This is a genomic window from Halomonas binhaiensis (assembly GCF_008329985.2).
GTDB classification, from domain to species: Bacteria; Pseudomonadota; Gammaproteobacteria; order Pseudomonadales; family Halomonadaceae; genus Halomonas; species Halomonas binhaiensis.
This window is the reverse complement of record NZ_CP038437.2, coordinates 201,263-227,521: the sequence shown is the minus strand read 5'-3', so window position 1 is coordinate 227,521 and position 26,259 is coordinate 201,263. Positions and strand designations below refer to the sequence as shown.

Here is a 26,259-nt window from a genome sequence, read left to right as displayed (position 1 = left end):
TTACCCACAACGGTCATTCATGCTCTGCACCAGTGTCTCGGGCCGCATATCGAACCAGTTCGTCTCGATATGATCGAGACACGCCTGACGCTCCCCGGGACCAAAGACAGTCTTCCAGCCCTCAGGAACACCGATGAAAGCCGGCCAGAGAGAGTGCTGCCCTTCGGCATTGACAAGCACCACAAAGCTTCCCTGAGCATTATCGAAGGGATTGGTCATGATGAGTACTCCATGTTGGATAAAGGCTGGGGTAATGAAGGCTGGGGTAATGAAGACTGGGATGATGAGGGCTGCGATGACCCAGTGCTGTTCGTGACCCCACGAGAATCATTCAGGGCCGCGGCAACGACAGGAGCAATATCGGCAAGCGCCTCCGGCTGCATCATTGCCATATGCTGGCAGGCAATATCGTGAATGCTGATTCGACCACTGACATAGGGCTGCCAGGACGTCACCGAAGGCAGTCCATCATTGCCTTGCTCTCCCGATGTCGCTCGGAAGAACAGCATGTCTCCCTGGAACAGCCCAGGATCGAATTCCTGCATCAGGCGCGGCGCATCCCGCACCTCATGCAGAATACGCTTGAGCAGGGGTTCATCGAGTCCTGCCAGCATATGGTCCGTCTGCTCCAGCCACTGCCGTATCTGACCCAGTGACGTTGGCATGTCATCGGCAGCGCAGGGCTGGGCCGACAAGGCCTTGATCAGTTCCTGCATGATCTCTGCATCTGACATCTCGGTGATTCCCGAGCAGGAAGGCGGCTGTGCAGATGAAGAATCCGGATAGCCATCGAGCAAGGCCAGCAGCGCAACCTTCTCCCCTCTCGCCTGCAACTGAGTCGCAATGGCATGGGCAACTGCCGCCCCGAGAGACCAGCCCAGCAGGTAGTAGGGCCCACCAGGCTGCACGGTCATCATTTGATCGATGTAGTCGGCCGCCATCGACTCGATGGATGGCGCCTGATCTTGATCCATGCAGATTCCCCTGGATTGCAGACCATAGACCGGAACATCAGGATCGAGATAAGGCACCAGCCGGGCATAAGGCCAGGCCAGGCCCCCTCCGGGATGAATACAGAACAGCGGGGAACGCTGGCCTTGTCTGCGCAATGGCAATAGCAGGCTGGGAATATCCCGCTGGTCGTCGAATGGGTCACTGGCCATCTTGATTCGTTCCGCCAGCTCGACCACGCGAGGGGCCTCGAACACCGCCCGGATCGGCAGCTCGACCGCCAGCGCCTGGCGAATACGGCTGACCAGCCGCGTAGCCAGCAGCGAATGGCCGCCCAGCTCGAAGAAGTGGTCGTCCAGTCCTATCTGTTCCAACCCCATCTGTTCCAACCCCACCTGCTCCAGACCCAGCAACTCGGCAAACAGCGCACACAGCAGATGTTCTTCCGCTGTCCGCGGAGGCCGGGTAGAACGAGCTTCCCTCTGCGGTGCCGGCAGCGCCTTACGATCGAGCTTGCCGTTCGGCGTCAGCGGCAAGGTGTCGAGCATCACATAGGCCGACGGCACCATGTAATCCGGCAGCGTCGCCGCCACCTGGGCGCGCAACTCGGAGGGCTCAGGCATCATGACCGGAGCCGGCACCACATAGGCCACCAGACGCTTGTCGCCTGGTACACCGTCTTCGCGCACGATCACCGCCGCCTGGGCCACACTGGGGTGACCCATCAGCACACTGGCGATCTCGCCCGGTTCGATGCGGAAGCCGCGCAGCTTGACCTGGTCATCGGCCCGGCCAACGAACGCCAGGGTGCCATCGCTGCGCCAGCTGGCCAGGTCGCCAGTACGGTACATGCGTGCCCCCGACATGCCGAAGCGCGCACCAAAGGGATCGGCCACGAAGCGTTCCGCGGTCAATCCCGGGCGCCCCAGATAGCCCCGCGCCAGACCGCTGCCGGCAATGTACAGCTCGCCCACGACGCCCACCGGTAGCGGTTGCAGCCCGGCATCGAGCACATAGGCCCGGGTGTTGGCGATCGGTGTGCCGATGGGTACCGGGTCGTCATCGGGCTGGACGTGGTGCAGCGTGCTCCAGACACTGCCTTCTGTCGGCCCGTACTCATTGAATAACGCCACACCGGGACAGCGGGCCTGTTGCTGCTCGACCAGCCCGGAAGGACACGCCTCTCCCGCCACGATCACATCGCTGAGCAACGGCCATTCCCCTGGAGCTTCCAGCACCTGCTGATACAGCGAGGGCAACGCCAGCAGATGGCTGACCTGCTGCTCGGCCATCAGGCTCGCCAGCGCCTGCGGGTCGTAATGCTGATCGATGGCGGGCAGCAGCAGTCGTCCGCCCTGGGTCAGCGTCCAGAACAGCCCCGCCACCGAGCTGTCGAAGGCGAACGAGGACAACAGCAGGAAAGTCTGCACCGGCCGGGGATAGGCCCGATGCCGCGCCAGGGTCGAGGCCACGGCATGGCCATGCGCCACCACCACCCCTTTCGGACGTCCGGTCGACCCCGAGGTATAGATCACATAGGCCGCATGCTCGGGCAACAGCGCCGGGCGCCGGTCATCCTGGCTCGGGTTGTGTTCTGGCGCCGTCGCCAGTTTGGCTGTGATCTCGACATCATCGAGCGACAGCCTTGGGCAGGCATACTCAGTGGGTAGTTTCTGATCCAGCGCTATGCTGGTCAGTAGGCAGGCAGGACCGGCATCCGCGATCATGAAGTCGCGACGCTCCTGCGGATAGGACGGGTCGAGCGGCAGGTAGGCACCTCCGGCCTTGAGCGTCGCCAGCACCGCCACCACCATCGCAGGAGAGCGCTCCAGACACAGCGCCACGATCGATTCCGGCCCGATGCCCTGCTCGATCAACAGATGGGCCAGGCGGTTGGCCTGGGTGTTGAGCTCGGCGTACGTCAATGAGGCATTGGCTTGGGTGACCGCGATGGCCTGGGGCGTACGCGCCACCTGGGCCTCGAACAGACCGACCAGGGTCGCCTCGGGCAATGGCTGCGCCGTGGCGTTCCACGCCATCAGCAGTTGCTCGCGCTCATCCGGCGCCAGAATATCCAGACTACCGATGGCGTGCTCAGGCGCGGCCACCGCTGCTCTCAGCAGCCGGCTCAAACGTGCCGCCAGCATCGCCACCGTGCCGGCACCGTACAGGTCCGTGGCATATTCCAGCACACCGTCGAGGCCCTGAGGTCGTCCTTCGGCGTCATAGCGTTCGTGAAGAATCACGCTCAGGTCGAACTTGGTGGTGGTCATCGCCACCGCTTCTGCTGTCATTTCCAGCGTGCCGAGGCGTGGCGTGCCGAGGCGTGGCGTGCCGAGGCGTGGCGTGGCGGCCTCCGTGTTCTGCAATACCAGCATCACCTGGAACAGCGGGTGATGAGCCAGCGAGCGCTCGGGATTCAGCGCCTCGACCAGGCGCTCGAAGGGCACGTCCTGATGCGCATAGGCGGCCAGGGCCGTCTCGCGTACCCGGGCCAGCAGATCGCGGAAGCTGGGATTGCCCGCAGTATCGGTGCGCAGCACCAGGGTGTTGACGAAGAAGCCGACCAGCTCGTTCAGGTTCGTGTCGGTACGCCCGGCCACCGGGCTGCCCAGGGCAATGTCGGTGCCCGCCCCCAGCCGGGTGCACAGCGCAGCCAGACCCGCCTGCAGCACCATGAACAGGCTGGCTCCGCTGTCGCGGGCCAGAGCCAGCAAGGCCCCATGCAGCTCGGCATCCCACTGGAAGGCCTGCTGCGCCCCGCGCCCGCTGAGCACGGCCGGGCGTGGCCGATCCGTGGGCAGTTCCAGGGCCTCTGGCAAGCCGGCCAGTTGTGTCTGCCAATAGTCGAGCTGGGTATGCAGCAAGCCCTCGCCATCCGCTGTGTCGTTCAGCAAGGCCTGTTGCCATAGCGTGTAGTCGGCGTACTGCACCGGCAGTGGTGTCCAGGCCGGAGGCTTTCCCAGGCAGCGCGCCGCATAGGCGCGATCGAGGTCACCCAGCAACGGGCCCAGCGACCAGCCATCCGCAGCGATATGGTGCAGCAGCAACAGCAGGATATGCTGGTCTTCTACTTTGTCTTGCTCCTCCCCATCCAATCGCCAGAGTACCGCACGCAGCGGCGGTTCCCGGCTGAGATCGAAGGGTTGCGCGGCAGCCTCGGCCAGCGCGCTGCTCAACGGCTCGCCTTCCCCCTCCGGCAGTTCCTTTACCTGCAGCACCGATGTCAGCATCTCAGGTGCAAGGAGATGCTGCACCGGCTGTCCGGATGCGACCGGAAAGACCGTACGCAGGCTCTCGTGACGCACCATCACGTCATGCAAGGCAGCGTCCAGCGCATCCTCGTCAAGCTTCCCTTCGAGACGCAGTGCACAGGGAATATGGTAGGCGGCGTTGGGACCTTCCAGCTGTTCGAGGAACCACAGCCGCCGCTGGGCAAACGACAAGGGCATCGCGGCCGGTCGTGGCATCGCCGTCAAGGGTGGACGCTGGACGCCCTCGGCAGTATCCCGCGCCTGTATCACCCGTTCCGCCAGCTCGACCACACGAGGGGCCTCAAACACCGCCCGGATCGGCAGTTCGACCGCCAGTACCTGGCGAATACGGCTGACCAGCCGCGTAGCCAGCAGCGAATGGCCGCCCAGCTCGAAGAAATGATCGTCCAGTCCGACTTGTTCCAGCCCCACCTGCTCCAGACCCAGCAACTCGGCAAACAGCGCACACAGTTGCCGCTCTTCCGCTGTCCGCGGAGGCCGGGTAGAACGTGCTTCCCTCTGCGGCGCCGGTAGCGCCTTGCGATCGAGCTTGCCGTTCGGCGTCAGCGGCAAGGTATCGAGCATCACATAGGCCGACGGCACCATGTAATCCGGCAGCGTCGCCGCCACCTGGGCACGCAACTCGGAGGGCTCAGGCATCATGACCGGAGCCGGCACCACATAGGCCACCAGACGCTTGTCGCCTGGTGCACCGTCTTCGCGCACGATCACCGCCGCCTGGGCCACACTGGGGTGGCCCATCAGCACGCTGGCGATCTCCCCCGGCTCGATGCGGAAGCCGCGCAACTTGACCTGGTCATCGGCCCGGCCAACGAATGCCAAGGTGCCATCACTGCGCCAGCTGGCCAGGTCGCCAGTGCGGTACATGCGTGCCCCCGACATGCCGAAGCGTGCACCAAAGGGATCGGCCACGAAGCGTTCCGCGGTCAATCCCGGGCGCCCTAGATAGCCCCGCGCCAAGCCACTGCCGGCAATGTACAACTCGCCCACGACGCCCACCGGCACTGGTTGCAGCCCGGCATCGAGCACATAGGCCCGAGTGTTGGCGATCGGTGTGCCGATGGGTACCGGGTCATCACCGGGCTGAACGTGATGCAGCGTGCTCCAGACACTGCCTTCTGTCGGCCCGTACTCATTGAATAGTGCAACATCAGGACAGCGGGCCTGTTGCTGCTCGACCAGCCCGGAAGGACACGCCTCTCCCGCCACGATCACATCGCTGAGCAGCGGCCATTCCCCTGGCGCATCCAGCACCTGCTGATACAGCGAGGGCAACGCCAGCAGATGGCTGACCTCCTGCTCGGCCATCAGGCACGCCAGCGCCTGCGGGTCGTAATGCTGATCAATGGCGGGCAGCAGCAGTCGTCCGCCCTGGGTCAGCGTCCAGAACAGTCCCGCCACCGAGCTGTCGAAGGCGAACGAGGACAACAACAGGAAAGTCTGCACGGATCGGGGATAGGCCTGATGCCGCGCCAGGGTCGAGGCCACGGCATGGCCATGCGCCACCACCACCCCTTTCGGACGTCCGGTCGATCCCGAGGTATAGATCACATAGGCCGCATGCGCCGGCAACAGCGCCTGGATCGGGTTATGTTCTGGCGCAGTCGCCAGTTTGGCTGTGATCTCGACATCATCGAGCAGCAATCGCCTGACATTGACGTTTTCATCCAATGAGCGGTAGATCAGCGCCGCTGTGCTGATGAGGCAAGAGGGGCCGGCATCCGCGATCATGTAGTCGCGACGCTCCTGCGGATAGGACGGGTCGAGCGGCAGGTAGGCACCTCCGGCCTTGAGCGTCGCCAGCACTGCCACCACCATCGCGGGAGAGCGCTCCAGACACAGTGCCACGATCGATTCCGGCCCGATGCCCTGCTCGATCAACAGATGAGCCAGGCGGTTGGCCTGGGTGTTGAGCTCGGCGTACGTCAATGAAGCATTGGCCTGGGTGACCGCGATGGCCTGGGGCGTACGCGCCACCTGGGCCTCGAACAGACCGACCAGAGTCGCCTCGGGCAATGGCTGCGCCGTGGCGTTCCACGCCATCAGCAGTTGCTCGCGCTCATCCTGCGCCAGGATATCCAGGCTACCGATGGCGCACTCAGGCGCGACCACCGCTGCTTTCAGCAGTCGGCTCAGACGTGCCGCCAGCATCGCCACCGTGCCTGCATCGTACAGGTCCGTGGCATATTCCAGCACACCGTCGAGCCCCTGGGGACGCCCTTCAGCGTCATAGCGTTCGTGGAGGATCACGCTCAGATCAAACTTGGTGGTGGTCATCGCCACCGCTTCTGCTGTCATTTCCAGCGTGCCGAGGCGTGGCGTGGTGGCCTCCGTGTTCTGCAATACCAGCATCATCTGGAACAGCGGGTGATGAGCCAGCGAGCGCTCGGGATTCAGCGCCTCGACCAGGCGCTCGAAGGGCACGTCCTGATGCGCATAGGCGGCCAGGGCCGTCTCGCGTACCCGGGCCAGCAGATCGCGGAAGCTGGGATTGCCCGCAGTATCGGTGCGCAGCACCAGGGTGTTGACGAAGAAGCCGACCAGCTCGTTCAGGTTCGTGTCGGTACGCCCGGCCACCGGGCTGCCCAGGGCAATGTCGGTGCCCGCCCCCAGCCGGGTGCACAGCGCAGCCAGACCCGCCTGCAGCACCATGAACAGGCTGGCTCCGCTGTCGCGGGCCAGAGCCAGCAAGGCCCCATGCAGCTCGGCATCCCACTGGAAGGCCTGCTGCGCCCCGCGCCCGCTGAGCACGGCCGGGCGTGGCCGATCCGTGGGCAGTTCCAGGGCCTCTGGCAAGCCGGCCAGTTGTGTCTGCCAATAGTCGAGCTGGGTATGCAGCAAGCCCTCGCCATCCGCTGTGTCGTTCAGCAAGGCCTGTTGCCATAGCGTGTAATCGGCGTACTGCACCGGCAGTGGTGTCCAGGCCGGAGGCTTTCCCAGGCAGCGCGCCGCATAGGCCTGGTCCAGGTCACCCAGCAACGGGCCCAGCGACCAGCCATCCGCAGCGATATGGTGCAGCAGCAACAGCAACACATGGTGTTGCTCATCCTGGTGCCACAAATTCACCCGCAGCGGCGGTTCCTGGCTGAGATCGAAGGGTTGCACGGCGGCCTCGGCCAGCGCATCAGCCAGACAGGAGATTTCGTCCGCCTGTATCCGCAGCACCGAACCCAGCTCGTCCGCGGCAAGAATCCGCTGCACGGGCTGTCCGGCAGTGGTGGTAGCCGATGCGACCGGGAAGACCGTGCGCAGGCTCTCGTGACGCATCATCACATCATGTATTGCAGCGTCCAGAGCTTCCCTGTTGAGGGGGCCCGACAGGCGCAGGGCACAGGGAATATGGTAGGCGGCGTTGGGCCCTTCCAGCTGTTCGAGGAACCACAGCCGCCGCTGGGCAAACGACAAGGGCATCGCTGCCGGGCGTGGCATCGCCGTCAAGGGTGGACGCTGGAGGCCCTCGGCAGTATCCCGCGCCTGTATCACCCGTTCCGCCAGCTCGACCACACGAGGGGCCTCGAACACCGCCCGGATCGGCAGTTCGACATCCAGTGCCTGGCGAATGCGGCTGACCAGTCGCGTGGCCAGCAGCGAATGGCCGCCCAGCTCGAAGAAGTGGTCGTCGAGCCCCACTTGTTCCAGGCCCACCTGTTCCAACCCCATCTGCCCCAGACCCAGCAGCTCGGCAAACAGCGCACACAGCAGATGTTCTTCCGCTGTCCGCGGAGGCCGGGTAGAACGAGCTTCCCTCTGCGGCGCCGGCAGCGCCTTGCGATCGAGCTTGCCGTTCGGCGTCAGCGGCAAGGTATCGAGCACCTTATAGGCCGACGGCACCATGTAATCCGGCAGCGTCGCCGCCACCTGGGCACGCAACTCGGAGGGCTCAGGCATCATGCCCGGGGCCGGCACCACATAGGCCACCAGACGCTTGTCGCCTGGTGTGCCGTCTTCGCGCACGATCACCGCCGCCTGGGCCACACTGGGGTGCCCCATCAGCACACTGGCGATCTCCCCCGGCTCGATGCGGAAGCCACGCAGCTTGACCTGGTCATCGGCCCGGCCAACGAACGCCAGGGTGCCATCTCTGCGCCACCGGGCCAGGTCGCCGGTGCGGTACATGCGTGCCCCCGACATGCCGAAGCGCGCACCAAAGGGATCAGCCACGAAGCGTTCCGCGGTCAATCCCGGGCGTCCCAGATAGCCCCGCGCCAGACCGCTGCCGGCAATGTACAGCTCACCCACGACGCCCACCGGCACCGGTTGCAGCCCGGCATCGAGCACATAGGCCCGGGTGTTATCGAGAGGAGCGCCGATAGGTACACCATGCTCCAGGTGGCCAGGATCTACAGGATGACAGGTAGCGAACGTCGTCGTTTCAGTCGGCCCATAGCCATTGACGATGGCGGTCCGGGGGCAGTGCGTCAGGATGCTGTGCAACGCAGCAGAAGAGACGATATCCCCTCCTGCCCAGACCTCTTGCACGGCAGCCAGACTCTGTGGGTCTTCTTCCGCCAGCAGGGAAAACAGGCCTGCGGTGAGAAACAGGGCGCTGACACGCTGCTCCCGAATCACCCGCGACAGTACCGCCACATCAAGCGGCCCGGGGGGAGCCACAATGACCTGACCACCAGACAGCAGTGGTACCCAGAGCTCATACGTGGAAGCATCAAAGGCATGGGGCGAGTGCAACAGCACCCTTTGCTGGCTGCCGTTCTGCCAGCAGCGATCACGCGCCAGTTCCACGACATTGCGATGGGTGGCAGCGATACCCTTGGGGGTTCCGGTCGACCCCGAGGTGTACATGACATAGGCCAGCTGGTCGCTGGCAATCTTGAGCGCTGGGTTATCCGGCTCTTGTGGCGAGTCCCGGCAGATATCATCGACACATACGACATGGGGTGCCGTCATTGGCCGGCTTGCCAGCATGGCGTGATCGGTCAGGACAATCCGGGCTCCAGTCTCGTCAATGATCCGCTGCACACGCTGAGCGGGATAGACGCTATGGAAAGGTACATAGCAGCCTCCCGCCTTGATCACCGCCAGAGTAGCGACCAGTAATGCGATGGAACGGTCCAGCAACAGGCCAACCCGTCCCTCTGGTGTCAATCCAAGCTCGATCAACTGATGGGCCAAGCGGTTGGCCTGGGTGTTGAGCTCGGCATACGTCAGCGCAGCGCTGTGCGACGGATCGAAACAGCCGGCCTGGGTGACCGCGATGGCCTGAGGCGTACGTGCCACCTGGGCCTCGAATAGACCGACCAGAGTCGCCTCGGACATTGGCTGCGCCGTAGCGTTCCACGCCATCAGCAGTTGCTCGCGCTCATCCGGCGCCAGAATATCCAGACTACCGATGGCGTGCTCAGGCGCGGCCACCGCTGCTCTCAGCAGCCGGCTCAGACGTGCCGCCAGCATCGCCACCGTGCCGGCATCGTACAGGTCCGTGGCATATTCCAGCACACCGTCGAGCCCCTGGGGACGCCCTTCGGCGTCATAGCGTTCGTGAAGGATCACGCTCAGGTCGAACTTGGTGGTGGTCATCGCCACCGCTTCTGGTGTCATCTCCAGCGTGCCGAGCTTCGGCGTGGCGGACTCCGTGTTCTGCAATACCAGCATCACCTGGAACAGCGGGTGATGGGCCAGCGAGCGTTCGGGATTCAGCGCCTCGACCAGGCGCTCGAAGGGCACGTCCTGATGGGCATAGGCGGCCAGGGCCGTTTCGCGTACCCGGGCCAGCAGGTCACGGAAGCTGGGATTGCCCGTAGTATCGGTGCGCAGCACCAGGGTGTTGACGAAGAAGCCGACCAGCTCGTTCAGGTTCGTGTCGGTACGCCCGGCCACCGGGCTGCCCAGAGCAATGTCGGTGCCCGCTCCCAGCCGGGTGCACAGCGCAGCCAGACCCGCCTGCAGCAGCATGAACAGACTGGCTCCGCTGTCGCGGGCCAGGGCCAGCAAGGCCCCATGCAGCTCGGCATCCCACTGGAAGGCCTGCTGTGCCCCGCGCCCGCTGAGCACGGCCGGACGTGGCCGATCTGTAGGCAACTCCAAGGCCTCCGGCAAGCCGGACAGTTGTGTCTGCCAATAGTCGAGCTGAGTGCGCACTACGCTGCCAAGGTCCTGCTCCTCTCCTAGCCACTGTCGTTGCCAAAGCGTGTAATCGGCGTACTGCACCGGCAGTGGTGTCCAGGCCGGAGGCTTTCCCAGGCAGCGCGCCGCATAGGCCCGGTCAAGGTCGCCCAGCAACGGGCCCAGCGACCAGCCATCCGCAGCGATATGGTGCAGCAGCAAGAGCAGGATATGCTGGTCTTCTACTTTGTCTTGCTCCTCCCCATCCAATCGCCAGAGTACCGCACGCAGCGGCGGTTCCTGGCTGAGATCGAAGGGTTGCGCGGCGGCCTCGGCCAGCGCATCAGCCAGACAGGGGACTTCGTCCGCCTGTATCCGCAGCACCGACCCCAGCTCATCCGCAGCAAGAAGATGCTGCACGGGCTGTCCGGCAGTGGTGGTAGCCGATGTGACCGGGAAGACCGTGCGCAGGCTCTCGTGACGCACCATCACGTCATGCAAGGCAGCGTCCAGCGCATCCTCGTCAAGCTTCCCTTCGAGACGCAGTGCACAGGGAATATGGTAGGCGGCGTTGGGACCTTCCAGCTGTTCGAGGAACCACAGCCGCCGCTGGGCAAACGACAAGGGCATCGCGGCCGGTCGTGGCATCGCCGTCAAGGGTGGACGCTGGACGCCCTCGGCAGTATCCCGCGCCTGTATCACCCGTTCCGCCAGCTCGACCACACGAGGGGCCTCAAACACCGCCCGGATCGGCAGTTCGACCGCCAGTACCTGGCGAATACGGCTGACCAGCCGCGTAGCCAGCAGCGAATGGCCGCCCAGCTCGAAGAAATGATCGTCCAGTCCGACTTGTTCCAGCCCCACCTGCTCCAGACCCAGCAACTCGGCAAACAGCGCACACAGTTGCCGCTCTTCCGCTGTCCGCGGAGGCCGGGTAGAACGTGCTTCCTCTGCGGCGCCGGTAGCGCCTTGCGATCGAGCTTGCCGTTCGGCGTCAGCGGCAAGGTATCGAGCATCACATAGGCCGACGGCACCATGTAATCCGGCAGCGTCGCCGCCACCTGGGCACGCAACTCGGAGGGCTCAGGCATCATGACCGGAGCCGGCACCACATAGGCCACCAGACGCTTGTCGCCTGGTGCACCGTCTTCGCGCACGATCACCGCCGCCTGGGCCACACTGGGGTGGCCCATCAGCACGCTGGCGATCTCCCCCGGCTCGATGCGGAAGCCGCGCAACTTGACCTGGTCATCGGCCCGGCCAACGAATGCCAAGGTGCCATCACTGCGCCAGCTGGCCAGGTCGCCAGTGCGGTACATGCGTGCCCCCGACATGCCGAAGCGTGCACCAAAGGGATCGGCCACGAAGCGTTCCGCGGTCAATCCCGGGCGCCCTAGATAGCCCCGCGCCAAGCCACTGCCGGCAATGTACAACTCGCCCACGACGCCCACCGGCACTGGTTGCAGCCCGGCATCGAGCACATAGGCCCGAGTGTTGGCGATCGGTGTGCCGATGGGCGGTGGCTGTGCTGCGGACAGAGGGGTACTCAGCGTCGCGCATACTGTCGACTCGGTCGGCCCATAGGCGTTGATCATGCGACGCCCGGGAGCCCAACGTTCGATCAGAGCCGGAGAACAGGCCTCTCCGCCAACCAGCAGCGTCTTGAAGGCAGGAAGGTCTTCGTGACCGAGACTGGTCAGCGCCGTCGGTGGAATCAGCGCATGGCTGATCTCCTGCCTACGCAAGACGGCAGCAAGCTCGGTGCCGAGAAGTTGCCCCACGGGCGGCAGCACCAGTCGTGCTCCAGCAGCGAAGGCCATGAGCACTTCCATTATTGCTGCGTCGAAACTCATGGAGGCAAACTGCAGAATGCGCGATGCAGCGGTAATGGAGAAACGCGCTACCTGAGTGGTGGCCAGACTGGCAATGCCGGTATGGGAAACGATGACGCCCTTGGGCCTGCCCGTCGATCCCGAGGTGTAGATCACATAGGCGGGATGCAGCAGCGACAGAGGCTGCCATCGCTCGTGATCTCCCGGATCGTTCTCTGATGCATCGGCCAGCATGGAGCCGACTTCAGCATCATCGAGCAACAGCAGCCTGATGGTAGGACGGTGACTGAACAAGCGACCTGCCAATGCACTTGTGGTCACCAGGCACACCGGCTCGGCATCCGCGACCATGAAGTCGAGGCGTTCCTGCGGATAGGCCGGGTCAAGTGGCAAGTAGGCAGCCCCAGCCTTGAGAACCGCCAGCAGTGATATCACCATCTCTGGAGAATGCTCCAGGCACAGCGCCACAATCGCTTCCGGCCCGATACCCGACGCGATCAGGTGATGGGCAAGCCGGTTGGCCCGAGCGTTGAGCTCGGCATAGGTGAGCGAGGAGCTGTGCGCACGACGGGGATCACCACCGTCCTGAACCAGCGCAATCGCCTGGGGCGTACGTGCCACCTGGGCTTCGAACAGCCCACTCAGCGTCGCTTCGGGCACCGGCTGCGTGGTGGCGTTCCAGCCTTCCACAAGCTGATGGCGCTCCCTTTCCGTCAACAGTTCGAATGAGCCCACTGCACAGGTCGGGTTTCTCACCAGCGTAGTGATGAAACGTATCAGCCTGCCATGGTGCTCAGCCAGAACGTCGGTGCTGTACAGCTGCGCATTGGCATCAAGGCCGATCTCCAGCGCCTTGTCTGCACCGCGATCGAAAAGATAGATATCCAGGTCCCTGGCTGGACCATTGGCCAGGTTATAGGCACGCGCCTCGTACCCTGCAAAATGCAGTGAATAATCGAAGGGCTCGACATTGATCGAGGTGGCATGGAGCTGCTGTCCATCCTGCTGCAGTCCCAGATCCCGGTGCAGGTCCTCACCGCGATAGCGTTGATGCCGGAGACTACGACGAACTTCACGCCCGACCTGCCGGGATAACGCTTGCAGAGACATGTCCGCCGACAGACTCAGGCGCAATGGCACCACATTGGACACCGTGCCTGAAAAGCACCGCATCACGGAGCCCATGCGCGCCGTAACAGGCAGGCCGACAACAAGATCACTCTGGCCTGTCATGCGATAGAGATAGATGGCACTCAAGGCGATCAACAACTGCGGCAGACTGCAGCCAAGGTGCTGTGAAAGCTGGCCCAGCTCTGCTCTCGTTTGTGCACTGAGATGTCCGCGCTGGCGAAGAATGCCTGCCACTGCAGACTGATGAGCCAATGCCGGCTCACGGGCCAGGCTCACAGGTTCAGGCCGACCGGAGAAGCGCTCGCACCAGTAGCCACGATCGCGAGCAAAGGCCTTCGAAGCTCGGTACGCCTGGTCCACTTCGACCGCTTCCTGTAACGGTATATATGCCGCCGGTTGCGGCGACTGCCCTTCTATCAGGGCGGTATAGATGTGGGCTACACGCTGGGCCAGCAAGCTGGCCCCGAAACCATCCGTGACCAGATGATGGACGCGCTGATACCAGAAGAACAGGTTCGGGCCGGCCTGGAACAGGGCGTGCATGAACAGCGGCCCACGCTTCAGGTCCAGCGGCCGGGAAAGATCAGCATGCATCCAGGCCTCGGCGGCCGCTCTGGGATCGGATTCCGTGCTGACATCGACCACAGGCATGTGCCAATCGACATCGGGAGGCAACTGCTGCCGTGTTTCTTCTTTCTCCGCGATGAAGGTGGTGTACATCGCTCGGCTTTCCCGCATGGCACGGCGCAGAGCTTCCTCGAACAACGGGACATCGACAGGCCCGGCAATTTCCAGGTATTCAGCAAGGTTGTACGCAGGAGAGGCGTACCCCAAAGTGCCGAGTTCAGCAGAGCTGCCTTCAGCGATACCGCTCTCTGAGCCCATGCTCCCGGGAGCATCGTCGCCGATAGACTTCGACTCCAGCAGCATTGCCAACCAGATCTCCGACTGAGCCGCGGTCAGCGGATACGACAGCTCCGTCCTCCTGGTCATGGTGCGGCGACCTCCCTTCCAGCCAACGCCGCACCGACCTTGGATTTTTCCTGTTCAATACGACTTGCTTCAATCTGCACCAATACCCAGCGCCTTGAGCAAGCCGCTGCTTCCCTCATCATAAGACCGGTCATCTCACGCTCCTTGTGAATTGTAATAATTTATTTAACTTTTGAAGCTTTTTTATAGAAACAGTCTTTTTAATTCCGCACATAATACCGATGTCTATCGACATATCGATACGCTATTTTTATTTAATCAAAAGGACAAAATTGAGACAGAACAGCATCGGAAACATTCACTATCCCTTTCCCCAAAAGGCTGCCTTATGACCTTCCTCGATGTGTATGTACAACAGCTACCATCGAACCACCTGCTAATGCAAGCGCTTCACATGAAAACAAAAAACGCCCATGAGGGCGCCTTTACTATCCAGACAACATTTTGAATAATAATAGTTTTTATTAGCAATAACCCCAATAAAACACTTCAGATACCCAGAGAACACACGACAAACACCTGGGGAAAACATAATGAAACCTTCCCTTCCAAACACAATAAAAAGACAAAGAAGGCTTACAACATTTCATCTAAAGGTCACTAAATTCGGCACAGATTCCATGCGCAGATTTTTATTAAAAATCGCTGACAACAGACCAAGATTCATTCTCAATGACACCGGATAGACGCCGCTTCATTCGAAACAGAAAAAAGCCAATACTAAAGTCGAACCACTCATGCCTCTAACTTATGCCTCCATATAGCCACCATAAAATGGCAGGCACCATGGCGCCGAACCTGACGTCATGGTGCCTGTATTGTGTGGCCTCAGCCTCGGCGATAAACCTTGGGAGGGAACCTTGAGGAGCTCTATAGCCCTTGAGGGGAAGAGCGGCCCGGGACCTCGGCATCCCTGACGCCTTTCAGGATCAGCACGGCAGCCAGCAGCAGAATGCCCCCACTTGCCAGGAACACATTGTTGATACCGCTGATATCGAAGATGGCACCTCCCATGGCCGCACCAGAGGCAATCGCCGTGTTGATGGCTGCCACTAGTAGGCCACTGGCGCTTTCGGCTTCGTCGGGCACCGTACGGGTCAACCAGGTGGACCAGGCCACAGGAATAGCGCCGAAGGCCATTCCCCACAGCGCCACCATCAGCGCATCCAGCACAGGAGCACTCCCCGTACTCACGAGGCTCAGGCCAAGAACGCCCATCACCAGCGGCATTGCGATCATGGTCATGCGCAGGTTGCGCTCGATCATCCAGCCGCCGAGGTAATTGCCCAGGAAGTTGGCAAAACCAAAACCGAAAAGGATCCCAGCAACGCCATTCACTCCGACGCCCGTCACAATTTCGAGGAAGGGGCGAATATAGGTGAAGAAGGCAAAATGCCCTGTCAGCATGCCCAATCCCAGCGCCTGGCCAGCCATGCGCGGCAAGGTCATGAACTGCACCGCCAATGCGATCACCCCTAACCCTGCCGCCATCTGGAACACACTGCGCCAGCCGACGATGTCGCCAAGGTAGCTACCCAGCGGAGCGGCAGCGATGGTTGCCACGGAAACGCCACTGAACATGATCGACAAGGCGCGCGGCACCAGGTCGTCAGGCACGAGGCGCATCATCGTGGCGATCGACATGGTCCAGAAGCCCCCCAGCGCCAGGCCGAGCAGCACACGTGCCAGCAGCAGTTCCGTCATGTTGGAAGCAAAGGCGACCATCAGATTCGAGGCGATCAGCAGAGTCGAGAACCCTAGCAGCACATAGCGGCGGTCGATGCTGCGGGTGACCGAGGAAATCAACAGGCTGGTCACCAGCGCAATAGCGGCCGTGACGGTCACCGCCTGCCCTGTCATGCCTTCGGTCACCCCCAGATCTGCCGCCATCGGCGTCAACAAGCTGGCGGGCAGAAACTCTGCCGTCACCAGCCCCAGTACACCGAGTGTCATCGAAAAGACCGCTCCCCAGGCCGGCTCGACCCGTTGCGTCAGTTCGCTCATTGGTTTCTTCCTTATCTCCGAGAGATGATTGCGAGAGTGATTGCTGCACAGCAGAATAGGTTGGACGCAGCCGGACGGTCTATGCTAAAAACGCTCGAATAGTTGATCATTCGTCCGAAACGGGTGCCGTCATGCACAGTGCATCTCCCAAGAACGCATCTCCAATGAGCACATCTCCGTCGAGTGCATTCCTATCTAGCACTTCTCAATCCAGCACTTCCCAATCGAATGCTTCACCATCGACGGCTTCTTCTCTGACGCACGCTTCCCCACCAAGCGACCTGGTCAGTGAACTGCTCCTCGGCATGCGTCTCAGCGGCGTGCGTTATCGCCGTACTCAGCTTGCCTCCCCTTTCGGCATCACCTACGGCACGTCAGAAGGATGGGCCCAGTTCCACTTCATCGCCCGAGGGCCGGTATTCCTGCGCAGCCCCGCGGGAGTCGTACATGCCCTCGACACGGGTGACGCCCTGCTGCTGCCACGGGGCGGCCGCCATGACCTGCTTTCTGCGCCCGACCAGGCCGGCCGTGATATCACCGCTTTCGAAACGGCCACGCTGTGTGAATCCGTAAGCTCGGTACGTGCCTGTCCACAAGGCTGTTGCGCCGAACAGGCTGCTGTGGTCTTCAGCGGCTGCATGGAATTCGACCTCGGCGGCATGCATCCCCTGGTGACGCTGATGCCGGAAGTGATGCACGTTGGCACCCTGCTGGAGCGACACCCCGAGATCCTGCCGATGCTGGAAGCAATGGAGCGTGAAGCGCGAACGGAGCGAGCAGGTTTTGCCGGCATCCTGGCGCGGCTTGCCGATGTCGTCTCGGCCTTTATCGTGCGCGGTTGGGTGGAATGTGGCTGTGGTGATGCAGCCGGTTGGATAGAAGCACTGCGCGACCCCCGCCTGGGCCGTGTCATCGCTGCCGTGCACCGTGATCCTGGCCGCAGCTGGACGGTGACCGAACTTGCGGCGGTCATGGGCAGCTCGCGTTCGGTATTTGCCGAACGCTTCCAGAACGTGACAGGCATGACACCCCACCGCTATGTCACCGAGTTACGCATGCAACTGGCAACGCAGTGGATCAGCAAGGACCGGCAGTCCATCGAGAGCGTGGCGCATCGCCTGGGCTATGGCTCATTGGCCGCATTCAGCCGAGCCTACAAACGTGTGACCGGACAATCCCCCGGCACCCTTCGCCAGGCTTCGGCGCTAGCCGCTCCGGTCCATGCAGCTCCGGCCTCAGCCGAGTAACACGACTGTCATCCTTACATCAGCAAAATTTAATCAAAACTTCACTGCAGCTTCACCTCAAAGACCCGCCCTGCTCCTAGCCTGTATGCCTTTCTTCCATGTGAGAGCGGGCACATGTCATACCGGATCGATATCGAAGCCCTGCGTCGATATAGCACCGACGGCGTGACGTCGACGGCGCTGACCCAGGCACAACAACAACGTTTCGAGAACGCCGTCGAAGACGCCCTGGAAGGACGCTCCAGCGCAGGCGGCTCCGGTGAACTGGATGCCGGCGAAGAACGCATCTTTGTCATCGAAGAAGGCGACAGCCTGGCAAAGCTCGCCGATGAGCTCAACGTCGACTTCGATGAACTGGTCGAACTCAACCAGCGCGAAGACATGCCGAATCTCGACCAGGTCGATAGCGGCGACGTGGTGTTCGTACCGCAGACATCCCCTGAAGAAGCGGCAACTTCTCCGCGCAATGAACAAGGCATTCCCGAGGGCGAGCAGGATTTCGTCAACAGCCTTTATGAACAAGGCAACGATCTCGAATACGCCGACGATCCATCCGCCATTGATTACGATGCCGAAGTCGGCCAGCTGTCCACTGATGTCCAGTCCTACCTCAATGCCTTGCCGCCATCGGAACGTCAGGACGCGCTGCAGCGCCTGTACGATAACGACTGGGTCGACGCTGGCCCGGCACAAATGGCTATCGAGCAAGCCGCAGAGGATCTCAATCTCGAGCTCGGCGAAACCAGCCATGCCGGCCCTGAAGCGGAAGGACAGGCTCGGGAGATCATCGACCAGGCCAAGGGTGAAAGCGATCCCAATGAAGCATTACGTGTGCTGGAAGAAGGCTACGATGACGCCTCACCAGCAGTGCAGAGTGCCATTGACCGCTCCAGTGACGCCCGGGAAATTGCCGAGAATGCCGCCTCCGATTTCATGAGTGAAGCCCAGGCTGCTGATGCCCCCGGTGAAGCCCTGCGCATCTACGAAGAAGGCTACAACAACGCCCCCGAGCGCGTGCGACAGGCGCTTGATGACTCCAGCGATGCCCAGGCACTCTTCGACGAGGCTGCCGAATGGGCCGCCGAACCCATGATGGAAGAACTCGATGGCGCCGACATGCCCGCAGCCAAGACGCTGCAGACCATGGACCGCCTGGATGCCCTGACCAACGACCTGGATCCTGAGACTGCTGCCAAGCTCATGGACGCCATGCTTCCGCAGTTCGAGCAGGCCCAGCAACATTTCAGGGATGACGGATATGGCGGCATAGAAATCGGCATCGATGGCACGATGACGCTCAACGACATTCTCGACCGCATCGCGGATACCGAGAAGGGTAGCGAGATGGCGAATCAGGTCGCTGAAATGGGCCTGTTCGACATGAATGGGGTGCGCAGTGCCTTGCAGCAGTCGGTATCCGAAGGCAAGCCCCTACCCTCTCTAGCTATCGCCATCGCCTCCCTGGATGGTGTGGGCAGCTTCCGCGAGGAAGTCATCTCTGCAGCTGAGCAATTCCGTGACAGTACCATTGGCGATCAGTCCGAAGCCTATTACGGCCACCTGGAAGAACTGAGCTACCTGATCAGCTCCGGTGGTCCAGCCATGACCCAGGAACAGCTCGAGACCGCCATCGAGGACTATATCGACTCCAAGGGTGATGGCTGGAGCGAGGACCTGGAAGGTCTGCGCGAAGACCTCGCCGACAGTGGCGCCACACTGCTGGAGCATATTCAGCAACTGCAGAGTCTCCCTGACGAGGTGCGTTCGGAGTACCAGGACCGCATCGATGGCCTGATCGATGATCCCAACTCCCAACTGGCCGTCTCCACCGCCCTGCAGGAAAACCCTGAGCTGGTCCGCGGTGAAGCGGGTGACAAGCTGGTCGAGACCTTCAATGAACTCGGTATCAAGGGAGAAGATCCTCTCGCTGTCACTCTGGTAGGCGCCTACCTGAACGAGAATGTACTGGGCTCGACACAGGATCTGGACTTCACCGATGCTGATGCCATGGCCGATGCCCGCAGCGCCATCGAAGACGCCTTGAGCAACAAGCCCGAGCTGGCACAGCTGCTGGGAGTATCCACCAGTGACCTAAATGAGGTGGCCACGCTGCTCAGCGGTGTCATTCCCAGCGAGCCGCTACCTGACGGCGACGACTTCGGGCGAGTCAACGGCATTCTGCGCAACCTCAACAACACCCTCGACAAGATCGACGAAAAGGTCCTCTTGCGCAGTACCCCCTTCAACACCGTATTCCGCACCACGGCATTCACCATTGTCGGCTCAGGGCTGATCAATGCGGGGCATAATTTCATCGAGAATCCTGACCCGCGTACCGCCGCCGAGCTGGGCGTGGCCATGTCACGGGTTGGTGTCGATAGCGCACAACTGGTAGCGGCCTACCGCAACATCACCGACACAGGCACGGTGCATAACCTCAAGACTGCCGGCAAGTTCGTGCATATCATGGGCGCGGCCCTGGCCGGCGCCGACGCCATCATGCGCTTTCAGGAGGGAGACTACTGGGGCGCAGGGCTCAATGCAGCAGCGGCCACTGGTGTTGGCATCGCGGTCATATGGGGCTCTACAAGCTGGGGGGGACCGGTCGGTTTCGGTATCGCCACGGCGGCCTCCGTGGGCCTTCTTATCAAGGAATCCATGGAAGAGCCTCCCTACCAGACCCAGACCACCGCCGACTTCCTGGCCCATGCCGGACTCAGCGAAGAGGCTGCCGACATCCTGATCAAGCGCAGCGAAGATGGCTACAACGCCTTGCCCTTGCTGATGCGCTACGGCGAGCTTCATGGCCTGACACCGGAACAGACCGTGGACTGGATCAACTCGATCCCCGAGGGCGAGAACGGCGATGTCATGCTCGGTGCCCTGCGCGACAACCTGCTCAATACCCTCGACGACCATCTCGCCGATGGCAATGTCAGTCAGTTCGACGAGCACATCGATGACTTCGAACTGATCTCCCCTTCACTGGGCGAGGCCCGCGCTGGCGTCCTGTCGCCAAGGTCTGCCACCGAGCTGGATCACATCCTGCCCCAGCTCGATATCGAATCACCGCAGGCCTATGCCTGAGTTAGCAAGTCCTTTTCCGGTCTTGTTTGTGTCCCAGGTCCAATTGAACTGCCCCCTGAAGGTTGGAATGTTCAACCTTCAGGGGGCAGTGAGGTGGAGGAGCGCTTCCTTTATATGGGGCGCTCGAGTTCATGCAGTGCCGCCGTGGCAAGGAATCCCGAACGACTACCATAGCCCGGGTGTAGCTCAACCAGGCGATCAATTCTGTGGATCAGCAATTCAGGCAAGGTCACATTGATCTTGTGGCTCTTTCCCAGATAAGGGGCAATGTCCACCTCGACAGCAGCCCAGATCCAGCCTTCATATTCAGGGTCTTTCATATGGTTTCCGATTGAGCTGGCGGTCGGAATCGACTCGCCACTCTCAGCCAGACATTCCAGATGCCCTTCGATAGCCTCTCGTGCATTGGCAATAGCGGCATCGAACGTGTCCCCAGCCGAAAAACAGCCGGGAATATCGGGCACGACAACACCAAAGGCGGTAGTGTCGTCGCCGGGCTCGATAGCAATTGGATAGTACATAGTCCCCCCTGTCATGTTGTATCCCGCAGAGACCTCCGAGTCCCGTATTCCTTGTATCAGGCAGACCTCAAACTATGCCTGCCTGTTTTCTTATCTTGTGTACCAAGCCCTTTCCCAAATCAGGTTTTGGATGTGGCACCGTAATGGTGCCGGATATGTCAGGATGCTGAAAATGATGATGGCTACCATTCGTTCGCTTGAGCTCCCAACCCGCCATTTCCAGCTCTCTGATCAGTTCCTTGCTTTTCACATAACCTCCATGTCACGCGAGAGAGTTATAGTAACCCCAGAGTGTTTGGGTCGCAATCTCTCGCCCTGGAGTGGCAGTAACGATATATGTGCTGTCGAAGAGGCTGCTCCACTCGATGGATAATTTACCTGTCTGCAAGGTGGCTGACATTGACACAGGAGCCTTTGAGGGCTTCCCCGATCAGGAGGCCCCCAACAAGCGAAGGCGGTGACAACACAGTCCCATAGCAACAAGATACCGCCCTATGGGCGGTGTCTTCATTCAGCCAGATAAACCAGCCAGGCTACGACGCAGCCAGCACATAACCGCGCTCGGCTTGCCCGGGCCTGGTGGTGGGTAACTGTCGGCCCAGCAGCATGGCGCTCCAGTCGGCTCGGTTGGCAAGCCGGTTGAGCAGGATCGAACCGCCCATACCCACGACCGCCAGGGCAATCACGTAGAGCCATAGAGGCATGGAGACCTGCCAGCGCACGAAGTCCACCACGGAGAAGAACAGGGGATGGGCCAGATAGATGCCGAAGGATGAGACATTGATCGCCATGACCAGGGAGGTGGGCGCCTTGCCGGCAAGCCATGGCAAGGCCCAGAGCATGAAGACGATGAACAAGGGGACGACCCAGGTCTCCTTGGACGAAAACATCAGCTCACCGCGCGCGGCGAAGAACAGGATTGCGGCCAGCAGCGCCAGCAGCCAACCGGGATGGGCAAAGCGGCGCAGCCAGGGTTGCGAACGCAGGTCAGGGTAATACCGGGCCAGCAGGATGGCGAGGCAGAACAGATACAGCCAGCCGAATGGGGCAATCCAGTGCAGGTAGCCCGGCGTCTCTATCTCCTGCCAGCGGAACAGGGCCCACCATCCCATGCTGATCGCAGCACCGACCAGTAGCCCGGTGCCGGAGCACAGCCAACGATGTAACTGGAAACGCTGGTACAGCCAGAACAGCACATAGAATTGCATGGCAATGACCAGGAAATAGCCATGCCAACCGGCAAAGACCAGATATTCCCTCATGTGCGCCATGATGCTGACATGTTCGCCGGAAGCCAGTAGCCGCACGTATTCAGCGCTGGAGTAGACCATACCGTAGACGAGGTAAGGCACCATCACGTACTTGCAGCGCTTGGCCAGGAAATCGCGCGGCGTGTCGTTGCCATAGCGGATCGCCAGCAGGAAGATCGAGATGAAGATGAAGATCGGCGTGCCCAGCACGGTGGGAATGCGTGCGATATCCAGCGCCAGGTGATCAAGATAATTGCGCTCGATACGATCAATCAGGTGGAAGGCAAAAACCGCCAGACAACCGTAGAAACGCAGCCAGTAGATTTCTTCGATTTGTTTCATGGGTTCCCGTGACCCGTCGTGCTTGTTCAACACTAAACGTTCTGCTCAACACTCGACGCGTTCTCAACAGTCGACGTCATGCTCAACAATCAACGCCTTGTCCAATATTCAATGCATCGAAATCGGACCACGGGATGTGCCATGAATTCCTGATGTCAGGGAAAATATTCTTTTCTATCTCTCCTTTCCTGTCTTTTCTCTCCCACCTTTCCTTCTCATCGTCTCTCTTGCCCCGCTTTCACCCCATCCTTCATCTCTTCACCACAGCCCGGCGGCCAGCACCGGCTACCTGATGGCCTCGTCCTGTCATGCTTCCATCGTCGGCAGGCCGGGCAACAGCTTGTCCAGCGTAATCGGAAACTCCCGCACCCTTACGCCGGTGGCGTTGTAGATGGCATTGGCGACCGCGGCTCCGACACCGCAGACACCCAGCTCCCCCAGCCCCTTGGAACCGAATGGATTGGCCCGTTCATCGCGCTCTTCAAGAAAGACCACCTCCAGATCCCGGATATCGGCATTGACCGGAACGTGATATTCCGCCAGATCATGGTTGATGAAGCAGCCATGGTGCGGATCCAGGTGACTCTCTTCCATCAGTGCCGCGCCGATGCCCCAGGTCATGCCGCCAAGAATCTGCGAGCGGGCTGTCTGAGGGTTGAGAATGCGCCCGGCCCCGATCGCTGACAGCATGCGACGCAGACGAATTTCCCCCGTGTCGCCATCGACCTCGACTTCGGCAAAGTGGGCACCATAGGCATGCTGGGAATAGTTCTGGTAGGACTCGCTGTCCCGGAAGGACGCCACCGAGCCTTCGGCTTCAAGTCCTTGTGGGGCGATTCTGCGCATCAGCGCGCCCAGGCGCTCGTGACGTTCTCCCACCTCAAGCCTGCCTTCGACAAAGCTTGCCTGCGCCAGGTCCATCCCACGCAGCGGTGATTCCGCATGGGTACTGGCGAGTTCGAGAATCTGCTCCTTGATGGCGAGACATGCCCGGTACAACGCTGTCCCGGAGCTCGCCGCCCCCCATGATCCGCCTGAGCCGGCAGTAAGCGGAAAGCGACTGTCACCGAGTTCGACCTTGACCGCGGACAGCGGCACACCCAGGGTCTCGGCCGCCACCTGGGTCAGGATGGTGTAGGTGCCCGTGCCGATGTCGGTCATGTCGAGACGCGCCGTTACCCGTCCCTTGGCATTGATCTCGACCTTGGCGGTGGCGGCACCGATGTAATTCGGTCGAATCGCTGCCGCCATGCCATAGCCGATCAGCTTGCGGCCCTCGCGAAGCTGACCCGGCGTTGCGCGCCGCCGCTCCCAGCCGAAACGGTGCGCGCCCTGTTCCATGCAGGCGACAAGATTACGGGTCGAGAAAGGCACGCCGCGCTCCGGGTCCTCGTCAGGTTCATTGCGTATGCGCAAGGCGATGGGATCGAGCTCAAGACGCTCGGCAAGTTCATCCATGGCACATTCGAAGGCCAGCATGCCAGGCGCTTCGCCGGGAGAGCGCATCCACTCGCCACGGTTAAGGTCGACCCCCACCAGGCGGTGACGGGTGAGGCGATTCGGCGCCGCGTACAATGAGCGAGTGAACGCTGCCGTCTGCTCGCAGAATTCCTCGAAGTTCGAGGTCGCGGAATTGACATCATGTCCGATGGCGGTGAGACGCCCATCCGCCTGCGCGCCGAAACGCACACGCTGGATCATCTGGGCCCGATAGCCGGTATTGGCGAACATCTGCTGGCGTGTCAGTGCCATCTTCACCGGACGCTTCAGTTCACGCGCAGCAAGTGCCGCCAGCACCGTATCCGCATGCACGATCAGCTTGGTGCCGAAGCCACCGCCAATGAAAGGGCTGATCACCCGTACCCGCTCAGCCGGAATGCCCAGGGTACTGGCCAGCCCGGCCTGATAGTTGGCCAGCGTCTGGGCCGACGTATGGATGGTCACCTCGTCTCCATGCCAGATAGCCAGCGTCGCATGGGGTTCCATGGGATTGTGATGCTCATAGGGCGTGCGGTAAGTGACATCGACCTGGACCTCGGCAGCAGCAAAGGCCTCATCGAAATTGCCCACGACGCTGTCCGTCTCGTTACCGGCATTGGCCATCTCAGGCGCATAGGTATCGTCAAGATGCGCCTCCTGATCGAAGACACCCGCCTCTTTCTCGTAACGTACTTCGATCAATGCCGCCGCCGCACGTGCTGCCTCGAAGGTTTCCGCCACCACCAGTGCCACGGGTTCGTCGTAGTAGCGAATGCGATCACTGGCCAGCACAGGGCGCGCCCGGGTGAAGACTTCAGCACTGACAGGAGGCCCGAACTCCGCCTGAGCAGGGGCATTGCGATGGGTCATGACATGCAACACCCCCGGTGCCTGCTCTGCGGCTGTGGTATCGATGCCAGCAATGCGCCCCTTGGCAATGGCCGCACCCAGCATGTAGCCATGGGCAGGTGCCCTGCCATCGCTATGTTCATAGGCATAGGTGGCGCGGCCCGTGACTTTCAGGGGGCCATCGACACGCTCAACAGGCTGACCGATGGCGCCTTGCTGTGCTTCATTCATGCTGTCCGTCATGCCACACCTCACACCGGTTCGATGGCCGTTGCCAACGTGTGTCGCAACGTCCGCTTGGCCAATGGAATCTTGAAGTCGTTACCGCCATATCCCTGGGCCCCTTCAAGCGCGGCCTCGGCAGTTTCACTGCAGGTTCGCGCGCTGGCGGGTGCAGCCGACAATGCCTGCTCGATGTCCAGCGTGCGCCACGGTTTCGCGGCAACGCCTCCCATGGCGATGCGTGCATGCTCGATACGGCCACCACTCGCGCTGGCGATGATGGCGACCGACACCAGAGCAAAGGCATAGGAAGCACGATCGCGCACCTTGCGATAGACCTGGCGGCCAGCCGGTGGCGGCGGCAATGTCACTGCCGTGATCATTTCGCCATGGGCCAGCGATGTTTCCACGTGAGGATCTTCACCCGGCAATTGGTGCAGCTCGGCAAGCGGTATACGCCGCTCATTGCCATCGGCACTCAGCGTTTCGACGCTGGCATCCAGCGCGGCCATGGCCACCGCCATGTCGGAGGGGTGAACGGCAATGCAGGCTGCGCTGCCACCCAGCACAGCATGCATGCGATTGAAGCCTTCGAGTGCCGCACAGCCGGACCCCGGCTCGCGCTTGTTGCAAGGCATGTTGCGGTCGTAGAAGTAGTAGCAGCGTGTACGTTGCAGCAGGTTGCCAGCCGTGGATGCCTTGTTGCGGATCTGCCCGGAGGCACCCGCCAGCAGTGCTTGTGCCAGCAGCGGGTAACGCGAGCGCACCTGGGGATCCGCGGCCAGGTCACTGTTACGCACCTGAGCCCCGATACGCAGGCCGTTGTCCTCGGTCGACTCGATCCTGGCCAGCGGTAGACGGCTGATGTCGATCAGATGCGTTGGCCGCTCGACCCCCAGCTTCATCAGGTCGAGCAGATTGGTTCCACCGCTGATGAACCTGGCTTCTGGATGAGAGGATGCCATGGCCACTGCCTGCTGCTCGTCCTCGGCACGTTCATAGGAGAATGGCTGCAT

At 61.6% G+C, this 26,259-nt stretch carries 11 protein-coding genes and 1 pseudogene; 2 read left to right on the top strand and 10 right to left on the bottom strand.

All coding sequences use genetic code 11. The features are described 5' to 3' along the window. The 5 genes and pseudogenes from E4T21_RS01045 to E4T21_RS00995 form a co-directional block, all read right to left on the bottom strand. Positions 1-219 carry an MbtH family protein gene (locus E4T21_RS01045; protein WP_149282728.1) on the bottom strand — a complete coding sequence of 73 codons (219 nt, stop codon included), beginning with the start codon at positions 217-219 and terminating at the stop codon, positions 1-3. Continuing rightward, positions 216-11,150: a non-ribosomal peptide synthetase gene (locus E4T21_RS21405; RefSeq protein WP_240349248.1), complete on the bottom strand. Its 10,935-nt coding sequence runs from the start codon at positions 11,148-11,150 to the stop codon at positions 216-218. Before E4T21_RS21405 ends, E4T21_RS01045 begins: the two co-directional genes overlap by 4 nt. Before the next feature lie 128 nt (positions 11,151-11,278). Continuing rightward, positions 11,279-14,134, bottom strand: a pseudogene (locus E4T21_RS01005) (amino acid adenylation domain-containing protein); the annotation flags it as partial. Between the two features lie 104 nt (positions 14,135-14,238). Beyond that, the gene (locus E4T21_RS01000; protein ID WP_187775078.1) at positions 14,239-14,376 is read right to left on the bottom strand and encodes a hypothetical protein; all 138 of its coding nucleotides are present in this window, start codon (positions 14,374-14,376) and stop codon (positions 14,239-14,241) included. 736 nt (positions 14,377-15,112) lie between these two features. Next, positions 15,113-16,246, bottom strand: coding sequence for an MFS transporter (locus E4T21_RS00995; RefSeq protein ID WP_149282724.1), 1,134 nt, complete (start codon positions 16,244-16,246; stop codon positions 15,113-15,115). A gap of 164 nt (positions 16,247-16,410) precedes the next feature. Between E4T21_RS00995 and E4T21_RS00990 the strand changes: the two genes are divergently transcribed. Together E4T21_RS00990 and E4T21_RS00985 are read left to right on the top strand one after the other, a co-directional pair. Continuing rightward, entirely contained in the window at positions 16,411-17,493 is a 1,083-nt protein-coding gene (locus E4T21_RS00990) for an AraC family transcriptional regulator (protein ID WP_149282721.1), read from the top strand. 114 nt (positions 17,494-17,607) lie between these two features. Further along, entirely contained in the window at positions 17,608-20,580 is a 2,973-nt protein-coding gene (locus E4T21_RS00985) for a hypothetical protein (RefSeq protein ID WP_149282719.1), read from the top strand. 110 nt (positions 20,581-20,690) lie between these two features. Here E4T21_RS00985 and E4T21_RS00980 read toward each other — a convergent pair whose 3' ends face one another. The 5 genes from E4T21_RS00980 to E4T21_RS00960 all read right to left on the bottom strand — a co-directional run bounded on the left by E4T21_RS00980 (position 20,691) and on the right by E4T21_RS00960 (position 26,259). Beyond that, complete coding sequence (locus tag E4T21_RS00980; RefSeq protein WP_149282717.1) at positions 20,691-21,101, bottom strand: type II toxin-antitoxin system HicB family antitoxin; 411 nt, start codon at positions 21,099-21,101, stop codon at positions 20,691-20,693. Positions 21,102-21,168: 67 nt separating this feature from the next. Continuing rightward, the gene (locus E4T21_RS00975; protein WP_149282715.1) at positions 21,169-21,351 is read right to left on the bottom strand and encodes a type II toxin-antitoxin system HicA family toxin; all 183 of its coding nucleotides are present in this window, start codon (positions 21,349-21,351) and stop codon (positions 21,169-21,171) included. A 283-nt stretch (positions 21,352-21,634) separates the two neighbouring features. Further along, complete coding sequence (locus tag E4T21_RS00970) at positions 21,635-22,693, bottom strand: acyltransferase family protein (protein ID WP_149282713.1); 1,059 nt, start codon at positions 22,691-22,693, stop codon at positions 21,635-21,637. A gap of 306 nt (positions 22,694-22,999) precedes the next feature. After that, the gene (locus E4T21_RS00965) at positions 23,000-25,264 is read right to left on the bottom strand and encodes a xanthine dehydrogenase family protein molybdopterin-binding subunit (RefSeq protein ID WP_149282711.1); all 2,265 of its coding nucleotides are present in this window, start codon (positions 25,262-25,264) and stop codon (positions 23,000-23,002) included. 8 nt (positions 25,265-25,272) lie between these two features. Next, a complete protein-coding gene (locus tag E4T21_RS00960) occupies positions 25,273-26,259 on the bottom strand; it encodes an FAD binding domain-containing protein (RefSeq protein ID WP_149282709.1) in 987 nt (328 codons plus the stop codon).

Coding starts and splice junctions, on each gene's coding strand:
- E4T21_RS01045 (WP_149282728.1), bottom strand. CDS start 219: ATGACCAATCCCTTCGATAATGCTCAGGGAAGCTTTGTGGTGCTTGTC.
- E4T21_RS01000 (WP_187775078.1), bottom strand. CDS start 14,376: ATGACCGGTCTTATGATGAGGGAAGCAGCGGCTTGCTCAAGGCGCTGG.
- E4T21_RS00995 (WP_149282724.1), bottom strand. CDS start 16,246: ATGAGCGAACTGACGCAACGGGTCGAGCCGGCCTGGGGAGCGGTCTTT.
- E4T21_RS00990 (WP_149282721.1), top strand. CDS start 16,411: ATGAGCACATCTCCGTCGAGTGCATTCCTATCTAGCACTTCTCAATCC.
- E4T21_RS00985 (WP_149282719.1), top strand. CDS start 17,608: ATGTCATACCGGATCGATATCGAAGCCCTGCGTCGATATAGCACCGAC.
- E4T21_RS00980 (WP_149282717.1), bottom strand. CDS start 21,101: ATGTACTATCCAATTGCTATCGAGCCCGGCGACGACACTACCGCCTTT.
- E4T21_RS00970 (WP_149282713.1), bottom strand. CDS start 22,693: ATGAAACAAATCGAAGAAATCTACTGGCTGCGTTTCTACGGTTGTCTG.
- E4T21_RS00965 (WP_149282711.1), bottom strand. CDS start 25,264: ATGACGGACAGCATGAATGAAGCACAGCAAGGCGCCATCGGTCAGCCT.
- E4T21_RS00960 (WP_149282709.1), bottom strand. CDS start 26,259: ATGCAGCCATTCTCCTATGAACGTGCCGAGGACGAGCAGCAGGCAGTG.